This window comes from Pseudomonas sp. QLc11A (assembly GCF_052112305.1).
Lineage (GTDB): Bacteria > Pseudomonadota > Gammaproteobacteria > Pseudomonadales > Pseudomonadaceae > Aquipseudomonas > Aquipseudomonas laurylsulfatiphila.
The window spans coordinates 155491-181175 of the sequence record NZ_JAVAJJ010000003.1 but is presented as its reverse complement, the minus strand read 5'-3'; the positions used below and the strand labels follow the sequence as shown (position 1 = coordinate 181175).

Sequence of the window (25685 nt, the reverse complement as noted above, 5' to 3'; positions counted from 1 at the left end):
GGCCTTTACTGGTCATTTTTTAACCAGACCTCATTATTCGCCGACGCTGATCTTCAGGCCAGCGGCTATTGCAAAAGGTGTCAGGGTTATCGCCAGGGCGGTCAGGCTACCAAGCCACAGGAGATAACCGGTCGCCGGCATCCCCTGCAAGGCAGCCTGCAAGGCGCCACTGCCAAGGATCAATACCGGGATGTACAACGGCAGAATCAGCAGCGCCAGCAACAGGCCACCGCGCTTCAAGCCGACCGTCAGCGCCGCACCCACTGCACCGAGCAGGCTCAGTACCGGTGTACCGAGCAGCAACGAAAGCAGCAACACCGGCAGACAGGCGGCAGGCAAACCGAGCATCAGTGCCAGCAAGGGGGCCAGCAAAACCAGTGCCAGGCCGGAAAAAGCCCAGTGTGCCAGCACTTTGGCCAAAACCAGAAGAGCCAGGGGGTGCGGCGAAAGGACCCACTGTTCAAGGGATCCGTCTTCGAAATCACTGCGGAAAAGCCCGTCCAGCGAGAGCAGAACCGATAAAAGTGCTGCCACCCAGACCAAGCCCGGAGACAAGGTTTGCAACAATTGAGACTCGGGTCCGACCGCCAGCGGGAACAGCGAAACGACAATGGCAAAGAACACCAGCGGATTGGCCAGCTCCGCCGGACGACGGAACAGCAGACGCGCCTCGCGGGCGACCAACAGGCCGAACACACTCATACGGCCCAGCTCCCCAGATCGATATCGCGATAACCGGCCGGCATCCGGCTCAGCGTGTGGTGAGTGGTCAACACCACCATGCCGCCGCGTTCGCAGTGGCCGGCCAGGTGTTCCTCGAGTTGCGCCACGCCCTGCTTGTCGAGGGCGGTAAAGGGTTCATCGAGGATCCACAACGCCGGGCTATCCAGATACAGACGCGCCAAGGCGACGCGACGCTGCTGACCAGCGGACAACGTATGACAGGGCACATCCTCGAATCCGCGCAGCCCGACCGCAGCCAGCGCCTGCCAGATCGCCTCATGGCTCGCCGGATGATGCAAGGCACACAGCCAGCTCAGATTCTCTTCCGGTGTCAGCAAATCCTTGATCCCGGCTGCGTGGCCGATCCACAACAGGTTGCGCGCCAGTTCGCCGCGTTGCTCGTTCAGCGGCTGGCCGTTGAGCAGCACTTGACCGGCAGTCGGCTGCATCAGCCCCGAGAGCAGGCGCAACAGACTGGTCTTGCCACTGCCGTTGGGGCCACTGATTTGCATCATTTCGCCACTGGCCAGTCTCAAATCGAGATTTTCGAAGAGCAGCCGAAGGTCTCGCTCACAGGCAAGGGCAACGGTTTGCAGGACAGGACTGGTCAAGGGTTCACGGGCCTTATACGGTTCAAGTCGGCACTGGCGCGGCCGTTAAAGAGATGCAGCATAGATGCAATGACGTCTTGTTCTAGAGAGCTGCGTCAAACAATTGCAAAGTTTTCGCCATTTTTGGATACAACGGCGCGGCATTATACATGCCAGGCCCTACTCTAAAGAGTGCATTTTCCTCAGGTTGTGACCGCGTATGACAGGCGAAATGAACATCCTACCGCTGCCGCAGGCCCTCCCGGCGACTTCACGCCCACAGGTGCTCAGCGGTGAGTTGCTCAAATTGCTGACGCCGGTGGAGGGGCTGATCAGCGTCGGTCAAACCGCCCAGGCCGAAGTGTTGTCGCTCAAGCAGGCGGATCAGACTTTCCAGATGCTGCTCAAGGTCACCCTCGACAGCGGCCGCCAGACCACGGTCCAGACCACCAGCAATCAACCGCTGGCCCTGGGCACCACGCTGGTCGTCAGCCAGCCCTCGGCCGGCAACCTGGCCGTGACGGTGCAACAGGCCATCGCCTCCAGCGTCGCCACCCTCACCCGCCTCGACACCGCGCAACTGCCCGTTGGCACCCTGCTGCAGGGCAAGGTGCTGACCTCGCAAGTGCTGCCGCAAGTGCCCGGCCAGCCCCTGGTGTTTCGCTCGATGGTGAGCCTGCTCAATACCGCGCTGAGCGGCAGCACCCTGAGCATCGACAGTCCGCAGCCCTTGCGCATCGGCACCTTGTTGAGCGCGCAGGTGCAAGACAGCCAGACATTGAAATTCGTGCCCCTGAGCAGCCGCCAGGAACAACTGGCAGTCACGCGGCAACTGGTCGACCAGCAAAGCCGCCAGGGCTCGCTGGATGGCTTGCTCCAGCGCCTGCAGAACCTTGCGCCCTCGGACCAGACCTCCGCCGAACTGCGCAGCGCCGCTGCCCGGTTGCTCGCCAACCTGCCGGATGTCCAGCAACTGAGCACCCCCAAGGGCCTGGCCCTGGCGCTGGCCAGCAGTGGTGCGTTCCTCGAAAGCAAACTGCTGAACGGGCAAAACCCGACACTCGCACCGGACATGAAAGGCGACCTGCTCAAACTGGTTGCGCAGTTGAGCCAGGGCTTGCCGGCCAACACCAGCCTCGGTGCGATCATCGCCGCCAACACCCTGGCCCAAGCCATGCCGAATTTTGTCCGCAATGCCCTCGGCATGCTCGGCCAGGTCAGTGCCAAACCGTCGCCGAGCGGCTTCCCGCTGCCCGACCGCCTGCTGCAAAGCGCCGTGGGTGAAAACGACCTCGAACACCTGCTTCGCCTGGCCGCCGCTGCGGTTTCACGCCTGCAAAGCCATCAGCTGTCGAGCCTGGAACAAACCGGCGTCACCGCCGACGGACGGCTGATGAGCACCTGGCAACTGGAAATCCCGATGCGCAACATGCAGGACATCGTGCCCTTGCAGGTCAAGTTCCAGCGCGAGGACGCCGCCGAGAAAGAACAACCAAAAGAACGTCGCGAACAAGGCGAACCCAAGCAACAGCTGTGGCGAGTCGAACTGGCCTTCGCCATGGAGCCCTTGGGCCCCCTGCAAATCCAGGCGCAATTGATCAAGGGCAGCCTCTCCAGCCAGCTCTGGGCCGAACGGCCGTACACCGCCAGCCTGATCGAAAGCAATCTGGCCGGGCTGCGTGATCGCCTGCTGGCCGCCGGCCTGAACGTCGGCGACCTGGACTGCCACCTCGGCAGACCACCCCAAGGCCCCCAAACCCGCCTCGAACAACGCTGGGTCGACGAAACCGCATGAAAAATCCCAACGCCCCACGCCAGGCCATCGCCCTCAAATACGACGGCACCCACGCCCCCACCCTCACCGCCAAGGGCGACGAAGAACTGGCGGAAGAAATCCTGCGGATCGCCCGCGACTGCGAAGTGCCGATCTACGAAAATGCCGAGTTGGTGAGGCTGCTGGCGCGCATGGAACTGGGGGACAGCATTCCACAGGAGCTGTATCTGACGATTGCCGAGATCATTGCGTTTGCTTGGAGTTTGAAGGGGAAGTTTCCGGCGGGGATGGGTCCGGATGCACTGATGATGGAGAAGGATGTGACGGATCGTGGGGATGACTATTGATCAACGCTGAGAAACACTCAACAACGGAGACCAGCACATACCCCTCGTCCCCTTTGAATACCATTACTTACTGCTAACAGAAAACCTGCCTGCGTAAAACATCGACACTTCCTCTGAAAGAAAACCATCTAAAGCGGCTCTCGCAAGCACATCTCCCAAACCCGTCGCGAATTTAAAGCCATGCCCGGAGCATGCAGAAACATAAAAAACGCCGGGCAAACTTACTGATCCAAAGCGAAGTACTTCCAACAACGCCCAGGCCAATTACGACGACTTTGTATTTATTCTTCATCTTGCCCTCCACCACCACAAAAACACAGTTTTTTGGGAATTGGTTCGAACACAACTACTAACAGCCCAATAATTACGACTAAAAGAGCCATTACAGTTATTGGAGAAGCAGTTTGCTTGTAAATTATCGTTGCCACAAAAAACTGCGTGAGTGGCAATACAAACTGGGACAAACCCATAGACATTACAGAAAGCCTTTTAGCCGAAAACGAAAACAGCGCTAACGGAATAATAGATACAACACCACAACTAAAAACAAGAAGCGTGCGCCACAAACCAAAATCATCAGGAATCGCCATGCCGAGATCTGAAAATATAAAAAACAAAGTGCAAAAAAAAGAAAGCACAAGAGACTCTAACAACAAACCACTAAAAACATTCAAAGATGTCATTTTTTTCAGGCACGAATAAAAGCCCCAAGCCAGACCGATACCTAGATAAACTCTTATATCAAGATCATTACTCAATACGAAAAGACTCACCACACTGATCAGCATCATCAACACGGCCACGGCTTTGAACACGGTGACTGGCTCTTTGTAAACAACGATACCCATCGCGATACTTAAAATTGGCGCCACCAGGTAACCGAGACTGCTTTCAAGTACCCGACCATGGACAGATGCCCATATGAACGTCCCCCAGTTGATCGCTATCAGTATGGCTGCAACGGCATGTAAAATTAGTAGCCTAATGTTAAGTTGAGCAAAAAGCGGTCTTAGCTCCCGACCAGCGTACACAACAAGAAATACCGTCAGCAAAGACAAGTAAACCCTATAACTGAGCAACGCCAACGCACTCAACGACCCAATATACTTCCAAAAAACAGAAGACAACCCCAATAGCACGTTCGCCAATACCCCACTGAGCGCGCCGATAAAAAAATGTCGACCTCTATTTGAAGGCAGCATCCCTCTACCTTTCCCACAAAATTATTTCAACTATTTCATACAGCCATATTACTTTGCCATCCTCGTGCATACTGCAATAGGCTTCACCCTTCCTTGTCCAATTCATTACTTCATCCACCAAAAGGTTTTGTATCCGCGCCCGTTCTTCTGCCGCCACCCATATGACCAGCGCCCAGAGTATAAATTTTCCTCACCCCCCCTTTCCTTTATCGATTACTTTTGATCACCCCTCGCTAACAAAACTTAAAGAATTGTGTTTCCACCTGTCAACACACAAACGACAAGTCCATTAGCGCCAAAATAAACAAGCCGTTAAAACACAGATTTAGCTGTAGGAATATTCATACTTCATCCCGTAGGACTTAGTTGATCGCGACGGTCTATTCAGGACTTCTTAAAGTAGGACTAGGATTCCCTGAAAAGGAAAAATTTTGAATCATTCTGCAACACTCAAAGTGACGTATTTTATCTATCAATCGATTAGTCATCTGGCAAACCGTCCCTACCTTCCCCGCCAAGGGCGACGAAGAACTGGCGGAAGAAATCCTGCGGATCGCCCGCGACTGCCAAGTGCCGATCTACGAAAATGCCGAGTTGGTGAGGCTGCTGGCGCGCATGGAGCTTGGGGACAGCATTCCACAGGAGCTGTATCTGACGATTGCCGAGATCATTGCGTTTGCGTGGAGTTTGAAGGGGAAGTTTCCAGCGGGACAGGCCCCGGATGCGCTGATGGTCGAGAAGGACATCACCGAACGCGGGGATGATTATTGAAGTTTCGAGGACGCCATCGCGGGCAAGCCCGTTCCCACAGGGGCAGAGGTGGCTCCGGATTTTGTGAACGACTCCGAACCCTTGTAGGAGCGAGCGATGGACTCAAGTGCGACGCGTTTATTCAGAATGCCCGCGTTATCGTTGACGTCCATCGCGAGCAGGCTCGCTCCTACAGGTAACTAGTTCTTGTGCACCTTGCTCATCAACTCCGCCTCAGCCTGGGTCAAGCCGCAGGACTGGGTGAGTTCGTCGACGCTGGCGCCCATTCCGACCAATCGTGCTGCCTGGGCAAACGACAGGCTGGTCGGGTCGCGCTGTTCCAGCTGCGCCAGTTTGTCCGGCAACGGCGCAACGATCGCCCGCAGTTCATGCAGGTCTTCGCCCATGCGCACGTTGCCGTTCTGGTAGTTGTCAACGCGTTTGCCCAGGTCCTTGATGCGCTGGTCGCGCTGCGCATCGCTCTGGGCCTGTTGCGCGGCGATCTGCTTCTGGGCGCGAATGTACGCCAGGAACATCGCCAGCGTGCCTGCCCAGAACAGGAACAGGACAATGACCGCAACCTCGAGAATCAATCAGATACTCTCCAGTTCCGACCATTCTTCTTCGCTCATCATCTTGTCCAGCTCGACCAGGATGAGCAATTCGTTGTTCTTGTTGCACACGCCTTGAATGAACTTGGCGGACTCTTCGTTACCCACGTTCGGCGCGGTTTCGATTTCCGACTGACGCAGGTAAACCACTTCGGCCACGCTGTCGACCATGATCCCGACAACCTGCTTGTCGGCTTCGATGATGACGATACGGGTGTTGTCGCTGATCTCGGCATTCATCAGGCCGAAGCGCTGACGGGTGTCGATCACGGTGACGACGTTGCCGCGCAGGTTGATGATGCCCAGCACGTAGCTCGGGGCACCCGGGACCGGGGCGATTTCGGTGTAGCGCAGGACTTCCTGGACGCGCATCACGTTGATGCCGTAGGTCTCGTTGTCCAGCTTGAAGGTGACCCATTGCAGGATCGGATCTTCGGAACCTTTTGCCGCCGTTGCCTTGTCATTCATACCCTGCCCCCTCAAGAAACCGCCCTGGCGGTGTGTGTTCCGTGCAACGCCATCGAATGACGTCACCTGTTGTTTATTTGATGTTTGTCGGTTTGTGGTTCGGCTTGCTGCCGGACATGTGCTTTGCCCCGCCACTGGCGATCAACTCCGCCAGGGAGGCGACGTCGAGCAAGGCGCACATGTGTTCAATCACCGTGCCGGCGAGCCATGGCCGCTGACCCCGGTGACTTCTCCATTTGATTTCATTCGGGTCCAGTCGCAATGAGCGGCTGACCTGATGCACCGCCAGGCCCCATTCGTAGCCCTGGACCGAAATCACGTATTGCAGGCCCTGCTTGAAATCGTCGCGGTAACGGTCGGGCATGACCCAACGCGCGGTATCGAGCACCTTGAGGTTGCCGGCCTGGCTCGGCAGGATGCCCAGGAACCACTCCGGCTGGCCGAACAAAGGCGTCAGCTCGTGACCGGCCAGGGAATAGATCGACCCCAGGCACACCAGCGGCACCGCCAGGGTCAAGCCGGCGACATCGAACAACAGGCATTCGAAAGGCTCGGCGGCCCAGGACGGACGACCCTCGGTGTCCACCGGTGGCGGCGTATTGCTTGGTGGCAGATGCACTTCGACGACGGGCGGTACCAGGGTTTGCGGCACTTCGACAGCGACTGGTTGCGCTTCAACAGGTGGCGGTACCAAGACTTGCAGCAGCGGAGCGATGGTCGAAACGGACGCCATGACCGGCGCCGGGGCTTCGATCACCGGCGCCTTGAACACTGGCGCTACGGATGCCGGCACCGGCGCGGCCGCCGCGGCATCACGGGCCTGCTCTTCGAGCACCGCTGCCTGGAATTCGTCCAGCACCGCTTCGGCGGCGATCTCCTCGACCACTTCCTCCGGGGGCAGCGCCAACTCTTCGGTCACTTCCTGCAGCAGGCTGTCCAGATACGACTGCAACGCCAGTTGCGGGCGCGATGTTGTCTTCAATGGCCGGTTCATCCGCACGCACCTGTAGGAGCGAGCTTGCTCGCGATGAACCTGAGAGCGCCACGGGGTGCCAGGTTTCCCGCGTCATCGTTGACGACCATCGCGAGCAGGCTCGCTCCTACAGGGATCGAGGTCATGTCACGCCACCTGCGCAACAAGTTGCGCTGCCAGCAGATGCTTGAGCAACGCACGGTAAGCGAGAACGCCACGGCTCTTGCCGTCGAACTGCGAAGGCGTCAGCCCGGCACGGCTGGCATCGCGCAGGCGCGTGTCCACCGGGATATAGCCTTGCCAGATTTCGTCGGGGAACTTGTCGCGCAGCACGCGCAAGGTTCCGAGGGACGCCTGGGTGCGGCGGTCAAACAGGGTCGGCACGATGGTGAATGGCAATGCCTGTTTGCGCGAGCGGTTGATCATCGCCAGGGTGTTGACCATGCGCTCGAGGCCCTTGACCGCCAGGTGTTCGGTCTGCACCGGGATCACCAGTTGCTGGCTCGCCGCCAAGGCATTGACCATCAGCACGCCGAGCAAGGGCGGGCTGTCGATCACGGCGTAATCGAAGTCCTGCCACAGTTGCGCCAGGCTCTTGGCAATCACCAGGCCCAGACCGCTCTGCCCCGGCGACTGGCGCTCGAGGGTCGCCAGCGCGGTGCTGGACGGCAACAGGGAAATGCGTTCGTCGCTGGTCGACAGCAACAGTTGGCCCGGCAGGCCTTGGGGCACGTTGCCCTTGTGCAGGAACAGATCGTAGTTGCTGTGTTCCAGGCTGTCGGGATCGTAGCCGAAGTAGCTGGTCATGGAGCCGTGGGGGTCGAGATCGACCACGACCACGCGCTTGCCCGCCTCGGCCAGCAACCCGGCTAAAGCGATGGAGGAAGTGGTTTTACCGACACCACCCTTTTGATTGGCGACTGCCCAGACTCTCATTCGGATTGTTCCTCCCGGTCGAACGGATCGGCCGAGAAATAGCTCAACGTGTTAATGCGGGTGACGGAGAATTGACGGCGTTCTCTCGTACCGGCGACTTGACCGGGGTCGGTGCAGTTTGTGTGCCAGCACGCTTCAACGCGGCATCCGGTTGCGCATGGGCGGTTCCGGTGCCGGTCAGGCTGCGGCGAACATCGAGGTTGCGCGACACCACCAGCACCACGCGACGGTTGCGGGCACGGCCTTCGGCGGTGGCGTTGTTGGCCACCGGCTGAAACTCGCCGTAGCCCACCGACGCCAGGCGACCGGGGTTCACCCCTTGCATCGCCAGCATGCGCACGATGCTGGCCGAGCGCGCCGAAGACAGCTCCCAGTTAGTCGGATACTGCGCGGTGCGGATCGGTTGATCGTCGGTGAAACCTTCGACATGGATCGGGTTGTCGAACGGCTTCAGGATCGCTGCGACCCTGTCGATGATGCTGAACGCGATGTCGCTGGGCATGGCGTCGCCGCTGCCGAACAACAGGCTGGAATTGAGCTCGATCTCGACCCACAGCTCGTTGCCGCGCACGGTCATCTGGTTGGAACTGATCAGGTCACCGAACGCCGCGCTGATGTCGTCGGCGATGCTCTTGAGCGGATCGCTGGCGCCGGAGACACCGGCATCGACCTGGTCACTGTCCTTGACCAGCGGCTTGGCCGGGGTCACGGTCTTCGGCCGCTCGTCACCGATAGGGATCGGCTTGAGCGAACGATCGGAATCGGTGAAGACGCCAACCAGCGCCTCGGAAATGACCTTGTACTTGCCTTCGTTGATCGAAGAGATGGAGTACATCACCACGAAAAAGGCGAACAGCAAGGTGATGAAGTCCGCGTAGGACACCAGCCAGCGTTCGTGGTTGACGTGTTCTTCATGCTGGCGACGGCGAGCCATGAGCTTATTCCCTTAATCCATGAAGCCCTGAAGCTTCAACTCGATGGAACGAGGGTTTTCACCTTCGGCGATCGACAGCAGTCCTTCCAGCAACATTTCGCGATAACGCGACTGGCGCAGCGCGATGGCTTTGAGTTTGGCGGCAATCGGCAGCAGCACCAGGTTGGCACTGGCCACGCCGTAGATGGTGGCGACGAAGGCCACGGCGATGCCGTTACCCAGTTGCGACGGATCCCCCAGGTTGCCCATGACGTGAATCAGGCCCATCACCGCACCGATGATGCCGATGGTCGGCGCGTAACCGCCCATGCTTTCGAACACCTTGGCCGCTTCGATATCGCGGCTTTCCTGGGTGTAGAAATCCACTTCCAGAATGCTGCGGATCGCTTCCGGCTCGGCGCCGTCGACCAGCAGTTGCAGGCCTTTGCGGGCGTAATTGTCAGGCTCGGCGTCGGCGATGCCTTCAAGCCCCAGCAAACCTTCCTTGCGAGCGGTCAGGCTCCAGTTCACCACGCGATCGATGCCACCGGCCAGGTCGACGCGAGGCGGGAACAGGATCCAGGCGAGGATCTGCATGGCGCGCTTGAAGGCGCTCATCGGTGATTGCAGCAGCGCCGCACCAATGGTGCCGCCGAGAACGATCAGCGCTGCCGGGCCGTTGGCCAGGGCGCCCAGGTGACCGCCTTCAAGGTAGTTGCCGCCGATGATCGCGACAAAGGCCATGATGATGCCGATCAGGCTTAGAACATCCATCAGATGCACGCCTCGACCAGATGCTTGCCAATGTCGTCGAGGCTGTACACCGCGTCGGCCAGTTCAGCTTTTACAATGGCCATCGGCATGCCGTAGATCACGCAACTGGCTTCGTCCTGTGCCCAGATCGAACTGCCGCCCTGCTTGAGCAGACGCGCGCCTTCACGGCCATCGGCGCCCATGCCGGTCAGGACCACCGCCAGAACTTTGTCACCGTAGGACTTGGCTGCCGAACCGAAGGTGATGTCCACGCACGGCTTGTAATTCAGACGCTCGTCACCCGGGAGGATTTTCACCGCGCCGCGACCGTCGATCATCATCTGCTTGCCACCCGGCGCCAGCAGCGCCAGGCCCGGACGCAGGATGTCGCCATCCTCGGCTTCCTTGACGCTGATGCGGCAGAGCTTGTCCAGGCGCTCGGCGAAGGCCTTGGTGAAAGCGGCCGGCATGTGTTGAACCAGCACGATCGGGGCCGGGAAGTTGGCCGGCAATTGGGTCAACACCCGTTGCAGTGCCACCGGGCCGCCGGTGGACGTACCGATGGCCACCAGCTTGTAGTTTTTGCGTTTTGGCGCGGGCGACGCCGTAGCGGTTGCATGCGTACGCACCGGGATCGGTGCCGGTGCCGGACGCGCGGGCGCGCTGCTGGCAAAACTGCCCACACTGGAAGGCACAGGCGTCGGCGCTGGCGCAGCGACAGGCGCCGGAGCACTGTAGTGACTGACACGACGATTACTGCGCGAGATGCTGAGAATCTTCTCGCACAGCAGTTGCTTGACCTTCTCGGGGTTGCGCGAGATGTCTTCGAAATTCTTCGGCAGGAAGTCCACTGCACCGGCATCCAGCGCATCGAGGGTGACCCGGGCGCCTTCATGGGTCAGTGAGGAGAACATCAGGACCGGGGTCGGGCAGCGCTGCATGATGTGCCGTACGGCCGTGATGCCGTCCATCATCGGCATCTCGTAGTCCATGGTGATCACGTCGGGCTTGAGGGCCAGCGCCTGATCGATCGCCTCTTTGCCGTTGGTCGCCGTGCCGACGACCTGGATATTGGAATCCGCTGAAAGAATTTCCGAGACGCGGCGGCGGAAAAACCCCGAATCGTCCACCACCAGGACTTTGACTGCCATAAACACTCCATTAGATGGAGCGAGGCCAGGCGCCCCGCTCCACCAGAATCAAATACGCCGTGTGGCGTAACGCTTGAGCATGCTCGGAACATCGAGAATCAGCGCGATGCGGCCGTCACCGGTGATGGTGGCGCCGGACATGCCCGGCGTTCCCTGGAGCATTTTGCCCAATGGCTTGATGACCACTTCTTCCTGGCCCACCAGTTGATCGACGACAAAGCCGATTCGCTGTGTGCCCACCGAAAGGATCACCACATGGCCCTCGCGCTGCTCTTCGTGAGCGGCGGAGCTGACCAGCCAGCGTTTGAGGTAGAACAATGGCAACGCCTTGTCCCGTACGATCACCACTTCCTGGCCGTCCACGACGTTGGTGGTCGATAGATCGAGGTGGAAGATCTCGTTGACGTTCACCAGCGGGAACGCGAACGCCTGGTTGCCGAGCATGACCATCAGCGTCGGCATGATCGCCAGGGTCAGCGGCACCTTGATGACGATCTTCGAACCCTGGCCCTTGGCCGAGTAGATGTTGATCGAACCGTTGAGCTGGGAAATCTTGGTTTTCACCACGTCCATGCCCACGCCGCGACCCGACACGTCGGAGATCTCGGTCTTGGTCGAGAACCCCGGGGCGAAGATCAGGTTGTAGCACTCGGTGTCGCTCAGTCGATCGGCCGCGTCCTTGTCCATCACGCCACGTTTCACCGCGATGGAACGCAGGACATTCGGGTCCATGCCTTTACCGTCATCGGAGATCGACAGCAGGATGTGATCGCCTTCCTGCTCGGCTGCCAGGATCACCTTGCCGCCACGGGCCTTGCCCGAGGCTTCGCGTTCTTGCGGCGACTCGATGCCGTGGTCGACGGCGTTGCGCACCAAGTGGACCAACGGGTCGGCCAGGGCCTCGACGAGGTTCTTGTCGAGGTCGGTTTCTTCGCCGACCAGCTCCAGGTTGATCTCTTTCTTGAGCTGGCGAGCCAGGTCGCGAACCAGGCGCGGGAAGCGCCCGAAAACTTTCTTGATCGGTTGCATCCGGGTCTTCATGACCGCGGTTTGCAGGTCGGCGGTGACCACGTCGAGGTTCGATACGGCCTTGGACATGGCTTCGTCGCCGCTGTTGAGCCCCAGGCGGACCAGGCGGTTACGCACCAGCACCAGCTCGCCGACCATGTTCATGATCTCGTCCAGACGCGCGGTATCGACCCGTACGGTGGTCTCGGCTTCGCTCGCCGGTTTTTCCGCCGGTGACGCGGCCGGGGCGCGGGCAGCAGCCGGTGCAGCGGCGGCCGGCGCTTGGGCTTTTGGCTCGGGGGCCTTGGCCACAGGTTTGGGCGCCACAGCCTTGGCTGCCGGTGCCGCAACCGCAGCGTTCGAACCGTTGGCCGCCGCCGCGGTGCCGACTTCGCTGAACTTGCCTTTGCCATGCAATTCGTCGAGCAGCGCTTCGAACTCGTGATCGGAAATCAGATCGCTGCCAGCCGCTACCGCGCTTGGGGCAGCAGGTGCAGGCACCGAAGCAATGGCCGACTCCAGGGCCTCGACAGCAAAGTTGCCCTTGCCATGCAACTGGTCGAGCAGTGCTTCAAATTCGTCGTCCGTAATATCGGAACTGTCGCCCGACGCTTTCGGAGCTTCTGACGCAGCCGGAGCCTGCGCAATCGCATCGACGGCAAACTGGCCTTTACCGTGCAACTGATCGAGCAACGACTCGAACTCGGCATCGGTGATTTCGTCGCTTGCAGGTGCTTCGCTTGCAGGTGCGTGGGCAACCGCTGGCGCCTCGGCCTGTGCCTTGACGGCATTGAGCGAGTCCAGCAATTGCTCGAATTCGTTATCGGTAATATCGCCTGAATCGGCTTCAGCCACCGGCGCTTCAACCACGGCGGCAACAGGTGCAACCACTTCGTCAGCCGATTGCGGCTCGGCCAGACGGGCCAGCGCCGCTAGCAGTTCAGGTGTCGCCGCCGTGATCGGGCTGCGCTCGCGGACTTCGCTGAACATGCTGTTCACCGCGTCCAGCGCTTCGAGAACCACGTCCATCAGTTCCGAATCGACGCGACGCTCACCCTTGCGCAGGATGTCGAACACGTTCTCGGCGATGTGGCAGCACTCCACCAGTTCGTTGAGCTGGAGGAAGCCGGCGCCCCCTTTTACAGTGTGAAAACCGCGAAAAATTGCATTGAGCAAATCCGCATCATCCGGACGGCTTTCCAGCTCGACCAGTTGCTCGGACAGTTGCTCTAGAATCTCGCCGGCCTCAACCAGGAAATCCTGAAGGATCTCTTCATCGGCGCCGAAGCTCATCAGGGGGGTGCTCCTAAAGGTCTAAAAACCCAAAAAACCTAAAACTCTAAAATCCCAGGCTGGATAGCAAATCGTCCACATCGTCCTGACCGGACACAACGTCTTCTCTTTTATCGGCATGAATCTGCGGACCTTCACCCTGAGAGAGATGTTTTTGTGGATCTTTTTCTGCAAGCATCGCTTCACGGTCATGCTCGATGCCCGCAAAGCGGTCCACCTGACTGGCCATCAACACGAGCTTGAGCAGGTTGCTTTCAACTTCGGTGACCAGTTGGGTCACACGCTTGATCACTTGCCCCGTGAGGTCCTGATAATCCTGGGCGAGCAGGATGTCGTTGAGGTTGCCCGACACCGCGCGATTGTCCGTGCCGCTGCGCGCCAGGAAGCCGTCGACCCGCCGGGCCAGTTCACGAAACTCTTCGGCACCGACTTCACGACGCATGAAGCGCCCCCAGTCCGTGCTCAAGGCCTGGGCTTCGTCCGCCAGGCTGTTGACCAGCGGCGTGGCATTTTCCACCAGATCCATGGTGCGGTTGGCCGCGGCCTCGGTCAGCTTGACCACATAGCCCAGGCGCTCGGTGGCGTCGGTGATCTGCGACACTTCTTCGGCTTGCGGCATGTGCGGGTCAATCTGGAAATTGACGATCGCGCTATGCAGTTCGCGAGTGAGCTTGCCCACTTCCTGATACAGGCCGCGGTCACGGGTCTGGTTGAGCTCATGGATCAATTGCACCGCGTCGCCGAACTTGCCTTTTTCAAGGCTCGCGACCAATTCGACGGCGTGTTTTTTCAGGGTCGATTCAAAGTCGCCCAATGAAGTTTCGTTATTGCCCATAGCTCCCCCGTGGCGCAGTCATCAACCGATGCGTTCGAAAATCTTCTCGATTTTTTCTTTCAACGCCTGGGCCGTGAAGGGCTTGACCACATAGCCGTTAACGCCGGCCTGGGCCGCTTCGATGATCTGCTCACGCTTGGCTTCAGCGGTCACCATCAGCACCGGCAGGTGCTTGAGCTTTTCATCGGCACGCACGTGACGCAGCAGATCGATGCCGGTCATGCCCGGCATGTTCCAGTCCGTTACCAGAAAGTCGATGCTTCCGCTGTTGAGCACCGGAATGGCGGTAGTGCCATCGTCGGCCTCGACGGTGTTGGTGAACCCAAGGTCACGCAGCAGGTTCTTGATGATCCGCCGCATCGTTGAGAAGTCATCAACGATGAGGATTTTCATGTTCTTGTCCAATTCGACCTCCAAGCAGTCTTAAACGCGCCCAGCACCTGGACGCGCCATTTCAATCAATCCGGCAAAGCACTCAATGACTGTCTGGAGCACAACAGATCGGGACCGGCGCAGTTCAACACCACACCCGCCTCTTTCGCAGTGTCCCCACACTGCCTTCAGCGCGCTCGCCACTCCCCCAAACGCCCCCGCAAGCGGGCCGCGCACTGGCTGTGTAACTGGCTGACCCGAGATTCGCTGACCCCCAGGACCTCACCGATTTCCTTGAGGTTCAACTCTTCGTCGTAGTACAGCGCCAACACCAGTCGCTCACGCTCCGGCAAATTGGCAATCGCATCCGCCAGCGCAGCCTGGAAGCGTTCATCTTCCAGATCGCGTGACGGCTCGGTATGAGCACTCGCGCCATCCTCGTGCAGCCCTTCGTGTTCGCCGTCCTGCAATAGGTCGTCGAAACTGAATAACCGGCTGCCCAAGGTGTCGTTCAAAATTCCGTAGTAATCGTCGAGACTCAATTGGAGTTCGGCCGCAACTTCGTGATCTTTAGCGTCACGGCCGGTTTTCGCTTCAATCGAGCGAATGGCGTCGCTGACCATGCGCGTATTGCGGTGGACCGAACGTGGCGCCCAGTCCCCCTTGCGCACTTCATCGAGCATGGCGCCGCGGATTCGAATGCCCGCGTACGTCTCGAAACTGGCGCCTTTGCTGGCGTCATATTTGGTCGATACCTCAAGCAGGCCAATCATCCCGGCCTGGATCAGGTCTTCGACCTGGACACTGGCCGGCAAACGCGCCAGCAAGTGGTAAGCAATGCGTTTTACCAGCGGCGCGTAACGCTCGATCAGCTCGTACTGCGCATCACGAGCCGATTTTTTGTAGAGGTTGTAACCGCTGGCTGTCATAGAACAGGTCCTGCTGTCTGCTGCACGAGACGCTCGACGAAAAACTCCAGGTGCCCGCGCGGGTTGGCAGGCAGCGGCCAGGTATCGACCTTCTGCGCGATGGCCTTGAACGCCAGCGAGCACTTGGAACGCGGGAAGGCCTCGTAGACGGCGCGCTGCTTCTGCACAGCTTTGCGCACGCTTTCGTCGTAGGGCACCGCGCCGACGTATTGCAGGGCGACGTCGAGGAAGCGATCCGTGACCTTGGTCAACTTGGCGAACAGGTTGCGCCCTTCCTGCGGGCTCTGGGCCATGTTGGCCAGGACGCGGAAGCGGTTCATGCCGTAGTCGCGATTGAGCAACTTGATCAAGGCGTAGGCATCGGTAATCGAGGTCGGCTCGTCGCACACCACCAGCAGCACTTCCTGGGCTGCACGAACGAAGCTGACGACCGACTCACCAATGCCCGCAGCAGTGTCGATCACCAATACGTCGAGGTTGTCGCCGATATCACTGAAGGCCTGGATAAGGCCCGCGTGTTGCGCTGGACTCAGATGCACCATGCTCTGAGTGCCGGATGCGGCCGGAACGATACGGATGCCGCCAGGCCCCTGCAGCAGTACATCGCGCAGTTCGCAGCGGCCCTCGATCACGTCGGCCAGGGTACGTTTGGGTGTCAGGCCCAGCAGAACGTCGACGTTCGCCAGTCCCAGGTCGGCGTCCAGCAGCATGACGCGCCGGCCAAGCTCAGCCAAAGCCAGGGACAAGTTCACTGACACGTTAGTTTTCCCGACGCCACCTTTGCCGCCGGTCACCGCGATCACCTGTACGGGATGCATGCTGCCCATGTTATTTCTTTACCTTGTCTTGCATAGACGGAGGCCACATTACTGGCTGCGCGTTCACAAACGGAACAATGCATGGCAGACCATCGATGTAGGTACAAAAACGATTCATTATTACCTCAGCCAACCTGCTTGGTCGGGCTGTGGTAGATGTCAGCGAACATGTCAGCCATGGCTTCTTCGCTGGGTTCTTCCTGCATTTGCACACTGACGGCGCGACTGACCAACTGATGACGGCGCGGCAGATGGAGATCATCCGGAATCCGCGGGCCATCGGTCAGGTACGCCACTGGCAACTCATGACTGATGGCCAGGCTCAACACTTCGCCCAGGCTTGCCGTTTCATCCAGTTTAGTCAGGATGCAGCCGGCAAGCCCGCAACGCTTGTAACTGTGATAAGCGGCGGTTAGAACCTGTTTCTGGCTGGTGGTTGCCAGGACCAGATAATTTTTTGAGCGGATGCCACGACCGGCCAGACTTTCGAGCTGCATGCGCAAGGCCGGGTCGCTGGCCTGCAGGCCGGCGGTATCGATCAGCACCACGCGCTTGCGCAGCAATGGATCGAGCGCCTGCACCAGGGACTGGCCCGGATCGACGTGGGTCACCGGCACATTGAGAATGCGCCCCAGGGTCTTGAGTTGCTCCTGGGCACCGATGCGGAAGCTGTCCATGCTCACCAGCGCAATGTTCTGCGCGCCGTACTTGAGCACGTAACGGGCAGCCAGCTTGGCCAGGGTGGTGGTCTTGCCCATGCCGGCAGGGCCGACCATGGCGATGACTCCACCCTCTTCCAGCGGCTCGACTTCCGGGGTAACGATCATGCGCGCCAGGTGCGCCAGCAACATGCGCCAGGCCTGACGAGGCTCCTGGATTTCGGTTATCAGTGCCAGCAGGTCGCGCGACAGCGGGCCAGACAGGCCAATGCGTTGCAGACGACGCCAGAGGTTGGCCTGATCCGGACGGCTGCCTTGCAGCTGGTTCCAGGCCAGGGACCCGAGTTGTACTTCCATGAGTTCGCGCAGGCTGTTGAGCTCGAAGCGCATCGAGTCGAACGCGCGCGGGTCCACGCCACCGACCGCTGGTACAGCAGCTGGTGCCGGGCGACGGGGCTCGTCGTACGTGGGCTCGATCAGCGGCTCGGCTGCGGTGAGCGGCAAGCCGGCGAACAACTGGCGGTTGGTCGCATTGTCGCTCTCGCCATCGCTGCGCAGGCTCAATTCGGCCTGGGCGGTGACGATCCGCGACTGAGTCTTGCGCAGCTCGTCTTCGAGCTCCATGTTCGGAACACGCGGCGCCAGCGCCGACAACTTGTAATCCAGCGCAGCCGTCAGCTCGACGCCCCCGGCAATTCGGCGGTTGCCGATAATGGCTGCATCAGCGCCCAGCTCATCGCGAACCAGCTTCATGGCCTGACGCATATCGGCGGCGAAAAAACGCTTAACTTGCATAAACCACTACCTCAGCCGTTGGGCCCTACTGTCGCAACGATGGTCACTTGCTTGTTGTCAGGGATTTCCTGGTAAGCCAACACGTGCAAACCCGGGACTGCGAGCCGGCCGAATCGCGAGAGCATCGCGCGAACCGGACCGGCCACCAGCAGAATCACCGGCTGACCTTGCATCTCCTGGCGCTGCGCCGCGTCAATCAGCGAGCGCTGCAGTTTCTCAGCCATGCTTGGCTCCAGCAGAACGCCCTCTTCCGAGCCTTGTCCTGCCTTTTGCAGACTATTGAGCAATATCTGTTCCAACCTTGGCTCCAGCGTGATAACTGGCAGCTGCGACTCAGTGCCTACAATGCTTTGCACGATTGCGCGGGAGACGCCAACCCGCACGGCAGCCACCAGCGCGGCGGTATCTTGACTCTTGGCGGCATTGTTGGCGATGGCCTCGGCAATGCTGCGGATATCTCGAACCGGCACTTGTTCGGCCAACAGCGCTTGCAACACCTTGAGCAGTTGCGACAGCGAAACCACGCCCGGCACCAGCTCCTCAGCCAGTTTCGGCGAGCTTTTGGCCAGCAATTGCATGAGTTGCTGCACTTCTTCGTGACCGATCAGTTCACTGGAATGCTTGTAGAGTATCTGGTTCAAGTGGGTGGCCACCACTGTACTGGCATCGACCACCGTGTAACCAAGGGACTGCGCCTGGGCACGCTGGCTGATTTCGATCCAGACCGCCTCCAGGCCGAAAGCCGGATCTTTGGCGGTAATGCCGTTGAGCGTGCCGTAGACCTGCCCCGGGTTGATCGCCAGCTCGCGATCCGGGTAAATCTCCGCTTCCGCCAGGATCACCCCCATCAGGGTCAGGCGATAGGCACTCGGCGCCAGATCAAGGTTGTCACGGATATGCACGGTCGGCATCAGGAAGCCCAGATCCTGGGACAGCTTCTTGCGCACCCCCTTGATCCGCGCCAGCAACTGGCCGCCCTGGTTGCGGTCCACCAGCGGAATCAGGCGATAGCCCACTTCCAGGCCGATCATGTCGATGGGCGTCACGTCATCCCAGCCAAGCTCCTTGGTTTCCTGGGCGCGGGCCGGCGACGGCAGCAGCTCCTGCTGGCGCTTGACCTCTTGCAGGGCCTGAACCTTGGCGACGTTCTGCTTTTTCCAGAACAGGTAGGCGCCACCGGCCGCCAGGGCCGCCATGGTCAGGAACGAGAAGTGCGGCATGCCGGGCACCAGGCCCATGACCGCCATCAAACCTGCCGCCACCGCCAGCGCCTTGGGCGAGGCGAACATCTGGCGATTGATCTGTTTGCCCATGTCTTCCGAACCGGACGCACGGGTCACCATGATCGCCGCTGCTGTCGATAACAACAGTGATGGCAATTGCGCCACCAAACCGTCACCGATGGTCAACAGCGCATACACCTTGCCGGCATCGCCGAAGGTCATGCCGTGCTGGAAGATACCGACTGCCATGCCGCCGATCAGGTTGATGAACAGGATCAACAGGCCGGCAATGGCGTCACCACGGACGAATTTGCTGGCACCGTCCATGGAACCGTAGAACTCGGCTTCCTGGGCGACTTCCGAGCGGCGGGCCTTGGCCTGGGCCTGATCGATCAGGCCGGCGTTGAGATCGGCGTCGATCGCCATTTGCTTGCCGGGCATCGCATCGAGGGTGAAACGCGCGCTCACCTCGGAAATCCGCCCCGCACCCTTGGTCACCACGACGAAGTTGATGATCATCAGGATCGCGAAAACCACGATACCAACCACGTAGTTACCGCCGATCACCACCTCGCCGAACGCCTGGATCACCTTGCCGGCGGCTGCGTGACCGTCCTGGCCGTGGAGCATCACCACCCGCGTGGAGGCCACGTTCAATGCCAGGCGCAACAGCGTCGCCACCAGCAAAATGGTCGGAAACACCGCGAAATCCAGCGGGCGCAAAGCGTAGACGCACACCAGCAGCACGACGATGGACAGGGCAATGTTGAAGGTGAAGAACACGTCCAGCAGGAACGGCGGCACCGGCAACATCATCATCGCCAGCATGACCAGCAGCAACAGCGGCACGCCCAGATTGCCCCGACTGAGGTCGGCAATGTTGCTGCGGGCACTGTTGATTAACTGAGAGCGATCCACCGGTTTTCCCCGTTCCTTTAAAGCAAACTTTTGACGCCTGAAGCAGGCGCAGGGCGGCTACTGCAAGAAGCTTTCCAACTTTTGCAAAGGGAGAAATAGAGCGATTTTTCAGTGGGATATGTGCTGCCTGGGCTGACGTCATCGCGGGCAAGCCACGCTCCCACAAGTTATCGCCGAACCTGTGGGAGCGCTAGACTCAGGAATCGCGGCGCAAATCCGGCGGAATCGGCAGGTCATCCTTGAGCGGATCCGGTCGTTTGCCCTTGCCCGCCCGGTACTGTCGAATCTGATAGACGTAGGCCAGTACCTGCGCGACCGCCAGATAGAGCCCGCCGGGGATTTCCTGCTCCAGTTCGGTGGAGTAATAAATCGAGCGCGCCAGCGCCGGTGACTCCAGCAGCAGGATCTCGTTGGCCGCGGCGATCTCGCGGATCTTCAGGGCCAGGAAGTCACTGCCCTTGGCCAGCAGCACCGGGGCACTGCCCTTCTCCGGGTCGTACTTGAGCGCCACGGCGTAGTGCGTCGGGTTGGTGATGACCACGTCAGCCTCGGGAATGGCGGCCATCATCCGCCGCTGAGACATCTCACGCTGCAGCTGTCGAATCCGCTGCTTGACCTCCGGCCGCCCCTCCTGGTCCTTGTGCTCGTCGCGCACTTCCTGCTTGGTCATCAGCAGTTTCTTGTGGCTTTCCCAGAGCTGCACCGGCACATCGACCGCAGCGATGAGGATCAGCCCGCACGCCATCCACAAGGTGCTCCAGCCCACCACTTGCAGGCTGTGGATGATTGCCATGTCCAGGGGTTCATGGGCGATACGCAGCAGGTCGTCGATGTCCGACGACAACACCGCCAGCGCCACGAACAGGATGATGATGAACTTGGCCAGGGCCTTGAGCAGCTCGACCAGCGACTTGGTCGAGAACATGCGCTTGAGGCCGGGACCGGGGTTCAAGCGGCTGAACTTGGGCGCCATTGAGCTTGCCGCGAACAGCCAGCCCCCCAGGGAGATCGGACCGATGATGGCGGCCAGCACCAAGGTGATCATCACCGGCTGGATCGACCACAGGGCAATTTGTCCCGAGCGCATCAGGTAGTTGGCCATTGAGCGCTGATCCAGAATCACTTCCCGCGGCAGCGAGAAGTTGATGCGCATCAGCTCCATCATGTCCTGCGCCATGGCGCCGCCAAAAATCAGCAAGGCCGAGGCACCAACCAACATGATCGCCAGGGTGTTGAGCTCCTTGGACCGCGCTATCTCACCCTTTTCACGGGAGTCTTGCTTGCGCTTCTCCGTGGGGTCTTCTGTTTTGTCCTGACCGCTTTCGCTCTCAGCCATGACTCAGCTCGCCCGCGCCATTTCGCGTAACAACTGCAAGGCCTCGGTGGCCAGCGGTTGATACTGATTGAGAATGTCCGCCAGCCCGACCCAGACGATAAACAGCCCCAGGACCAGGATCAGCGGGAAGCCGACCGAGAAAATATTGAGTTGCGGCGCCGCCCGGGTCATGACGCCAAACGCGATGTTGACCACCAGCAGTGCGGTGACCGCCGGCAACACCAGCAACAACGCCGAACCGAGCACCCAGCCGAGCTTGCCGGCCAGCTCCCAGTAATGGTTGACCATCAGGCCGCCACCCACCGGCAACGTAGTGAAGCTTTCAGTGAGGACCTCGAACACCACCAGATGACCGTTCATGGACAGGAACAGCAGCGTCACCAGCATGGTGAAAAATTGCCCGATCACCGCCGTCGAGACGCCGTTGGCCGGGTCGATCATCGAAGCGAAACCCATGCCCATCTGGATGGCGACAATTTGCCCGGCCACCACAAAGGCCTGGAAGAACAGTTGCAAGGAAAACCCCATCACCGCGCCGATGAGGATTTGCTCGGCGATCAGCAACAGCCCGCTCGGATCCAGGGGATTGACTGGCGGCATCGGTGGCAGCCCCGGCGCGATGACCACGGTAATGGCCAGCGCGAAATACAGGCGGATGCGCCGAGGCAGCAGGGTCGTGCCAAACACCGGCATGACCATCAGCAGGGAGCCGACACGAAACAGCGGCAACATGAAAGTCGCCACCCAGGTGCTGATCTGCGTATCGGTCAGCGCTAGCAGTGACATGGTTTAGCCGATGACCTGAGGAATACTGCCGTACAGCTGCAGGATGTAATCCATGAAGGTCTGTACCAGCCACGGACCGCCGACGATCAGCGTCACCAGCATCACCAACAGGCGCGGCAAAAAGCTCAGGGTCTGTTCGTTGATCTGGGTGGCGGCCTGGAACATCGCTACCAGCAGCCCCACCAGCAGGCTCGGAATCACCAGCACGGCAACCATCATGGTGGTCAACCACAGGGCTTCGCGGAAAATATCTACGGCGACTTCAGGGGTCATGGCGACACACCACCAAAGCTGCTGGCCAGGGTGCCGATGATCAGCGCCCAGCCATCCACCAGCACGAACAACATGATCTTGAACGGCAGGGAAATGATCAGCGGCGAGAGCATCATCATACCCATGGCCATCAGCACACTGGCCACGACCAGGTCGATGATCAGGAACGGAATGAAGATCATGAAGCCGATCTGGAACGCCGTTTTCAGCTCGGAGGTCACGAAGGCCGGTACCAGGATGGTCAACGGCGCCTGATCCGGTGTCGCGATGTCAGTGCGCTTGGACAGGCGCATGAACAGCTCCAGATCGCTGGTGCGGGTCTGGGCGAGCATGAAATTCTTGATCGGCACCTGCGCCTTGGCGACCGCATCCTGAGCCGTCAGTTTTTCCGCCAGATAGGGTTGCAAGGCGTCCTGGTTCACCCGGTCGAACACCGGCGCCATGATGAACAGGGTCAGGAACAGCGCCATGCCGGTGAGGATCTGGTTCGACGGCGTCTGCTGCAGGCCCAGGGCCTGGCGCAGGATCGAGAAGACAATGATGATCCGGGTGAAGCTGGTCATCAGCATGACAAACGCCGGGATAAAACTCAGCGCGGTCATGATCAACAGGATTTGCAGGCTGACCGAGTATTCCTGCGCACCCTGCGCATTGGTGCCCAGGGTGATGGCCGGGATCGACAGCGGATCGGCGGCGAATGCCAGCGGTGCGGCCAGCATCAGGGCCAGCGTCAAGACGATGCGTAGCGCACCCATTACTTCTTATCCTTCTGATCTTTACCCAGCATTTCCAGCAGGCGCTGCGCAAACTCCGGTGTCGGCTTCTCGGTGCCCGGCACCTGCACCGGCTCCTTGAGGACGTGCAGCGCAGTGATGCTGCCTGGGCTCAGGCCAAGCAGAATCTGCTCGTTGCCGACCTGCACCAGCATCAGGCGGTCGCGCGGCCCCAGCGCGCGGGAGCCGACAATCTCGATCACCTGCCCCTTGCCGGCCGGACCGGCCTGCTGGACCCGACGCAACAGCCAGGCGAGGAGAAAGATCAGCCCGAGCACCAGCAGCAGGCCGAACACCAGTTGCGTCAGTTGCCCAGCCACCCCGCTGCTCACCGCGGGCGCAGCAGCCGTGGTCGCCGTAGCGACCGGCTCGGCCGCCAGCACGCTGAACGGCATGGCCAGCGCGCTCCCCAGCACAGCCCCGAGAAACTTTTTCACTCAGCGCAGCTTCTTGATGCGTTCGCTTGGGCTGATCACGTCCGTCAGGCGGATGCCGAACTTCTCGTTGACCACCACCACTTCGCCGTGGGCGATGAGCGTGCCGTTGACCAGCACGTCCAGCGGCTCGCCGGCCAGGCGATCCAGTTCGATCACCGAGCCCTGGTTCAGTTGCAGCAGGTTACGGATGTTGATGTCGGTGCTGCCCACCTCCATGGAAATCGACACCGGGATATCGAGGATCACGTCCAGGTTCGGGCCTTCGAGGCTCACCGGATCGTTGTTTTTCGGCACGCTGCCGAACTCTTCCATTGGCAGGCGGTTGGACGCGGAATTGGCGGAATCGGCGGCAAGCAATGCGTCGATGTCGGCCTGCCCGGCATCACCGGTTTCTTCCAGGGCCGCGGCCCACTCATCGGCCAGGGCCTGGTCGTCTTGCGTGTTCATAATGTCAGTGTCCTCGGCGAGCAAAAGTTCAGAATTCGGTTAGTCGCGAATGGGTAAGAGCGCCGGTCAACGGCGCTCGATCGGCTCGATCACTTGCAACGCCAGGTTGCCCTTGTGCGAACCCATCTTGACCTTGAAAGCCGGCACGCCGTTGGCGCGCATGATCATTTCTTCCGGCATGTCGACCGGGATCACATCCCCCGGCTGCATGTGCAGGATGTCGCGCAGGCGCAATTGACGGCGGGCTACCGTCGCACCGATCGGCACGTCGACGTCCAGCACGTCCTGACGCAGGGCGTTGACCCAGCGCTCATCCTGATCGTCGAGGTCCGACTGGAAGCCGGCGTCGAGCATCTCGCGCACCGGCTCGATCATCGAGTACGGCATGGTCACGTGCAGGTCGCCACCACCGCCATCGAGTTCGATGTGGAAAGTCGACACCACAATGGCTTCGCTCGGGCCGACGATGTTGGCCATGGCCGGGTTCACTTCGGAGTTGATGTACTCGAAGTTGACCTCCATGATCGCTTGCCAGGCTTCCTTCAGATCGACGAACGCCTGCTCCAGCACCATGCGCACCACACGCAGTTCGGTCGGGGTGAATTCACGCCCTTCGATCTTGGCATGCCGGCCGTCGCCACCGAAGAAGTTGTCCACCAGCTTGAACACCAGCTTGGCGTCGAGGATGAACAGCGCGGTGCCGCGCAGGGGTTTGATCTTGACCAGGTTGAGACTGGTCGGCACGTACAGCGAGTGCACGTATTCGCCGAACTTCATCACCTGCACGCCGCCGACCGCTACGTCTGCCGAGCGACGCAGCATGTTGAACATGCTGATGCGGGTATAACGGGCGAAACGCTCGTTGATCATTTCCAGGGTCGGCATGCGTCCACGGACGATGCGATCCTGGCTGGTCAGGTCGTAGCTTTTGACGGCGCCGGGTTCGGCAGCGTTTTCGGTCTGTACCAGACCATCGTCGACGCCATGCAGCAGCGCGTCGATCTCATCCTGGGACAGCAGGTCCTGCACGGCCATGTCGTGTTCCTACTGCAGTACGAAATTAGTGAAAAGCAACTGTTCGATCACCACTTTGCCGAGCTCTTTCTGCGCCACTTCCTGGACGCTGGCGGTGGCCTTCTGCCGCAGCATTTCCTGACCGACCGGCGACGCGAGGGTCGCAAAGTCCTGGCCGGAGAACAGCATGACCAGGTTGTTGCGGATCACCGGCATGTGGACCTTGAGCGCTTCCAGATCCGCCGGGTTGCGCGCGAGCATGGTGATGCTCACCTGCATGTAGCGCTGGCGGCCGTTCTGGTTGAAGTTGGCCACGAAAGCCGGTGCCATCGGCTCGAAAATCGCTGGCTGCTTGCCGACGGGAGCGGCGTCCACCACGGCGGCGGCAGGCTTGTTCTGAGCGCTGTGCATGAAGTACCAGGTCGCGCCCACGGACACACCGATCGCCAGCAGCAGGGCCACCACGATCAGGATGATCAGCTTGAGTTTGCCTTTGGTTGCGGGGTCTTTTACTGCTGCGTCGCTCTTCGCCATGCCAATAATCCGTCACTATTCGGGGTTTCACAGTCGCACGGCAA

28 protein-coding genes are annotated in these 25685 nt (G+C 60.1%); 3 read left to right on the top strand and 25 right to left on the bottom strand.

Features of this window, described 5'->3' with window-relative positions:
• Positions 1–33: 33 nt before the first annotated feature.
• Together ccmB and ccmA are read right to left on the bottom strand one after the other, a co-directional pair.
• Positions 34–702 carry a heme exporter protein CcmB gene (gene ccmB, locus Q8X48_RS06245; protein WP_007980754.1) on the bottom strand — a complete coding sequence of 223 codons (669 nt, stop codon included), beginning with the start codon at positions 700–702 and terminating at the stop codon, positions 34–36.
• Positions 699–1334, bottom strand: a complete 636-nt coding sequence (gene ccmA / locus Q8X48_RS06240; protein ID WP_126046745.1) for a cytochrome c biogenesis heme-transporting ATPase CcmA — start codon at positions 1332–1334, stop codon at positions 699–701. The genes ccmB and ccmA overlap by 4 nt, the downstream gene beginning before the upstream one ends.
• A 199-nt stretch (positions 1335–1533) precedes the next feature.
• Here ccmA and Q8X48_RS06235 point away from each other — a divergent pair, with 199 nt between their 5' ends.
• Together Q8X48_RS06235 and Q8X48_RS06230 are read left to right on the top strand one after the other, a co-directional pair.
• On the top strand, positions 1534–3108 hold the full coding sequence (locus tag Q8X48_RS06235) for a flagellar hook-length control protein FliK (RefSeq protein WP_407799448.1): 1575 nt from the start codon (positions 1534–1536) through the stop codon (positions 3106–3108).
• Complete coding sequence (locus Q8X48_RS06230; protein ID WP_407799446.1) at positions 3105–3434, top strand: EscU/YscU/HrcU family type III secretion system export apparatus switch protein; 330 nt, start codon at positions 3105–3107, stop codon at positions 3432–3434. Before Q8X48_RS06235 ends, Q8X48_RS06230 begins: the two co-directional genes overlap by 4 nt.
• 281 nt (positions 3435–3715) lie before the next feature.
• Here the strand turns inward: Q8X48_RS06230 and Q8X48_RS06225 are convergent, their stop codons facing one another.
• Entirely contained in the window at positions 3716–4636 is a 921-nt protein-coding gene (locus Q8X48_RS06225) for an EamA family transporter (protein ID WP_407799445.1), read from the bottom strand.
• A 462-nt stretch (positions 4637–5098) separates the two neighbouring features.
• Between Q8X48_RS06225 and Q8X48_RS06220 the strand changes: the two genes are divergently transcribed.
• Complete coding sequence (locus Q8X48_RS06220; RefSeq protein WP_407799595.1) at positions 5099–5407, top strand: EscU/YscU/HrcU family type III secretion system export apparatus switch protein; 309 nt, start codon at positions 5099–5101, stop codon at positions 5405–5407.
• Between the two features lie 179 nt (positions 5408–5586).
• Here Q8X48_RS06220 and Q8X48_RS06215 read toward each other — a convergent pair whose 3' ends face one another.
• The 22 genes from Q8X48_RS06215 to fliL all read right to left on the bottom strand — a co-directional run bounded on the left by Q8X48_RS06215 (position 5587) and on the right by fliL (position 25641).
• A complete protein-coding gene (locus Q8X48_RS06215) occupies positions 5587–5979 on the bottom strand; it encodes a DUF2802 domain-containing protein (protein WP_407799444.1) in 393 nt (130 codons plus the stop codon).
• The gene (locus Q8X48_RS06210; protein ID WP_007980742.1) at positions 5980–6465 is read right to left on the bottom strand and encodes a chemotaxis protein CheW; all 486 of its coding nucleotides are present in this window, start codon (positions 6463–6465) and stop codon (positions 5980–5982) included.
• 73 nt (positions 6466–6538) lie between these two features.
• On the bottom strand, positions 6539–7459 hold the full coding sequence (locus tag Q8X48_RS06205; protein ID WP_102674957.1) for a CheW domain-containing protein: 921 nt from the start codon (positions 7457–7459) through the stop codon (positions 6539–6541).
• Positions 7460–7585: 126 nt separating this feature from the next.
• Positions 7586–8374 (bottom strand): ParA family protein, encoded by a 789-nt coding sequence (locus Q8X48_RS06200; RefSeq protein ID WP_007980740.1) that lies wholly within the window; start codon positions 8372–8374, stop codon positions 7586–7588.
• Between the two features lie 43 nt (positions 8375–8417).
• On the bottom strand, positions 8418–9308 hold the full coding sequence (gene motD / locus Q8X48_RS06195; protein ID WP_217835982.1) for a flagellar motor protein MotD: 891 nt from the start codon (positions 9306–9308) through the stop codon (positions 8418–8420).
• A gap of 12 nt (positions 9309–9320) precedes the next feature.
• Positions 9321–10061 carry a flagellar motor protein gene (locus Q8X48_RS06190; RefSeq protein WP_007980738.1) on the bottom strand — a complete coding sequence of 247 codons (741 nt, stop codon included), beginning with the start codon at positions 10059–10061 and terminating at the stop codon, positions 9321–9323.
• Positions 10061–11191: a protein-glutamate methylesterase/protein-glutamine glutaminase gene (locus Q8X48_RS06185; protein WP_407799443.1), complete on the bottom strand. Its 1131-nt coding sequence runs from the start codon at positions 11189–11191 to the stop codon at positions 10061–10063. The genes Q8X48_RS06190 and Q8X48_RS06185 overlap by 1 nt, the downstream gene beginning before the upstream one ends.
• Positions 11192–11239: 48 nt before the next feature.
• Positions 11240–13492: a chemotaxis protein CheA gene (locus Q8X48_RS06180; protein WP_407799442.1), complete on the bottom strand. Its 2253-nt coding sequence runs from the start codon at positions 13490–13492 to the stop codon at positions 11240–11242.
• Between the two features lie 46 nt (positions 13493–13538).
• On the bottom strand, positions 13539–14327 hold the full coding sequence (locus Q8X48_RS06175) for a protein phosphatase CheZ (RefSeq protein WP_102674960.1): 789 nt from the start codon (positions 14325–14327) through the stop codon (positions 13539–13541).
• 21 nt (positions 14328–14348) lie between these two features.
• Complete coding sequence (locus Q8X48_RS06170) at positions 14349–14720, bottom strand: chemotaxis response regulator CheY (protein ID WP_003183998.1); 372 nt, start codon at positions 14718–14720, stop codon at positions 14349–14351.
• 167 nt (positions 14721–14887) lie between these two features.
• On the bottom strand, positions 14888–15628 hold the full coding sequence (gene fliA / locus Q8X48_RS06165; protein ID WP_007975362.1) for an RNA polymerase sigma factor FliA: 741 nt from the start codon (positions 15626–15628) through the stop codon (positions 14888–14890).
• Positions 15625–16455, bottom strand: a complete 831-nt coding sequence (fleN, locus tag Q8X48_RS06160) for a flagellar synthesis regulator FleN (protein ID WP_007975361.1) — start codon at positions 16453–16455, stop codon at positions 15625–15627. Before fleN ends, fliA begins: the two co-directional genes overlap by 4 nt.
• 116 nt (positions 16456–16571) lie before the next feature.
• A complete protein-coding gene (flhF, locus tag Q8X48_RS06155; RefSeq protein WP_407799440.1) occupies positions 16572–17900 on the bottom strand; it encodes a flagellar biosynthesis protein FlhF in 1329 nt (442 codons plus the stop codon).
• 11 nt (positions 17901–17911) lie between these two features.
• Positions 17912–20041 (bottom strand): flagellar biosynthesis protein FlhA, encoded by a 2130-nt coding sequence (gene flhA / locus Q8X48_RS06150; protein ID WP_126046766.1) that lies wholly within the window; start codon positions 20039–20041, stop codon positions 17912–17914.
• A 196-nt stretch (positions 20042–20237) separates the two neighbouring features.
• Positions 20238–21377, bottom strand: coding sequence for a flagellar biosynthesis protein FlhB (gene flhB, locus Q8X48_RS06145; RefSeq protein ID WP_102699423.1), 1140 nt, complete (start codon positions 21375–21377; stop codon positions 20238–20240).
• Between the two features lie 3 nt (positions 21378–21380).
• Positions 21381–22163, bottom strand: a complete 783-nt coding sequence (gene fliR / locus Q8X48_RS06140) for a flagellar biosynthetic protein FliR (protein WP_407799439.1) — start codon at positions 22161–22163, stop codon at positions 21381–21383.
• A 3-nt stretch (positions 22164–22166) separates the two neighbouring features.
• Positions 22167–22436, bottom strand: coding sequence for a flagellar biosynthesis protein FliQ (fliQ, locus tag Q8X48_RS06135; protein WP_057398373.1), 270 nt, complete (start codon positions 22434–22436; stop codon positions 22167–22169).
• Positions 22433–23191: a flagellar type III secretion system pore protein FliP gene (gene fliP / locus Q8X48_RS06130; RefSeq protein WP_015096239.1), complete on the bottom strand. Its 759-nt coding sequence runs from the start codon at positions 23189–23191 to the stop codon at positions 22433–22435. Before fliP ends, fliQ begins: the two co-directional genes overlap by 4 nt.
• Positions 23191–23646: a flagellar biosynthetic protein FliO gene (gene fliO / locus Q8X48_RS06125; protein ID WP_407799438.1), complete on the bottom strand. Its 456-nt coding sequence runs from the start codon at positions 23644–23646 to the stop codon at positions 23191–23193. The genes fliP and fliO overlap by 1 nt, the downstream gene beginning before the upstream one ends.
• On the bottom strand, positions 23647–24093 hold the full coding sequence (gene fliN / locus Q8X48_RS06120) for a flagellar motor switch protein FliN (RefSeq protein ID WP_095963854.1): 447 nt from the start codon (positions 24091–24093) through the stop codon (positions 23647–23649).
• A gap of 66 nt (positions 24094–24159) precedes the next feature.
• Positions 24160–25128 carry a flagellar motor switch protein FliM gene (fliM, locus tag Q8X48_RS06115; RefSeq protein WP_008052878.1) on the bottom strand — a complete coding sequence of 323 codons (969 nt, stop codon included), beginning with the start codon at positions 25126–25128 and terminating at the stop codon, positions 24160–24162.
• Between the two features lie 9 nt (positions 25129–25137).
• On the bottom strand, positions 25138–25641 hold the full coding sequence (fliL, locus tag Q8X48_RS06110) for a flagellar basal body-associated protein FliL (protein WP_095963853.1): 504 nt from the start codon (positions 25639–25641) through the stop codon (positions 25138–25140).
• Between the last annotated feature and the right edge of the window lie 44 nt (positions 25642–25685).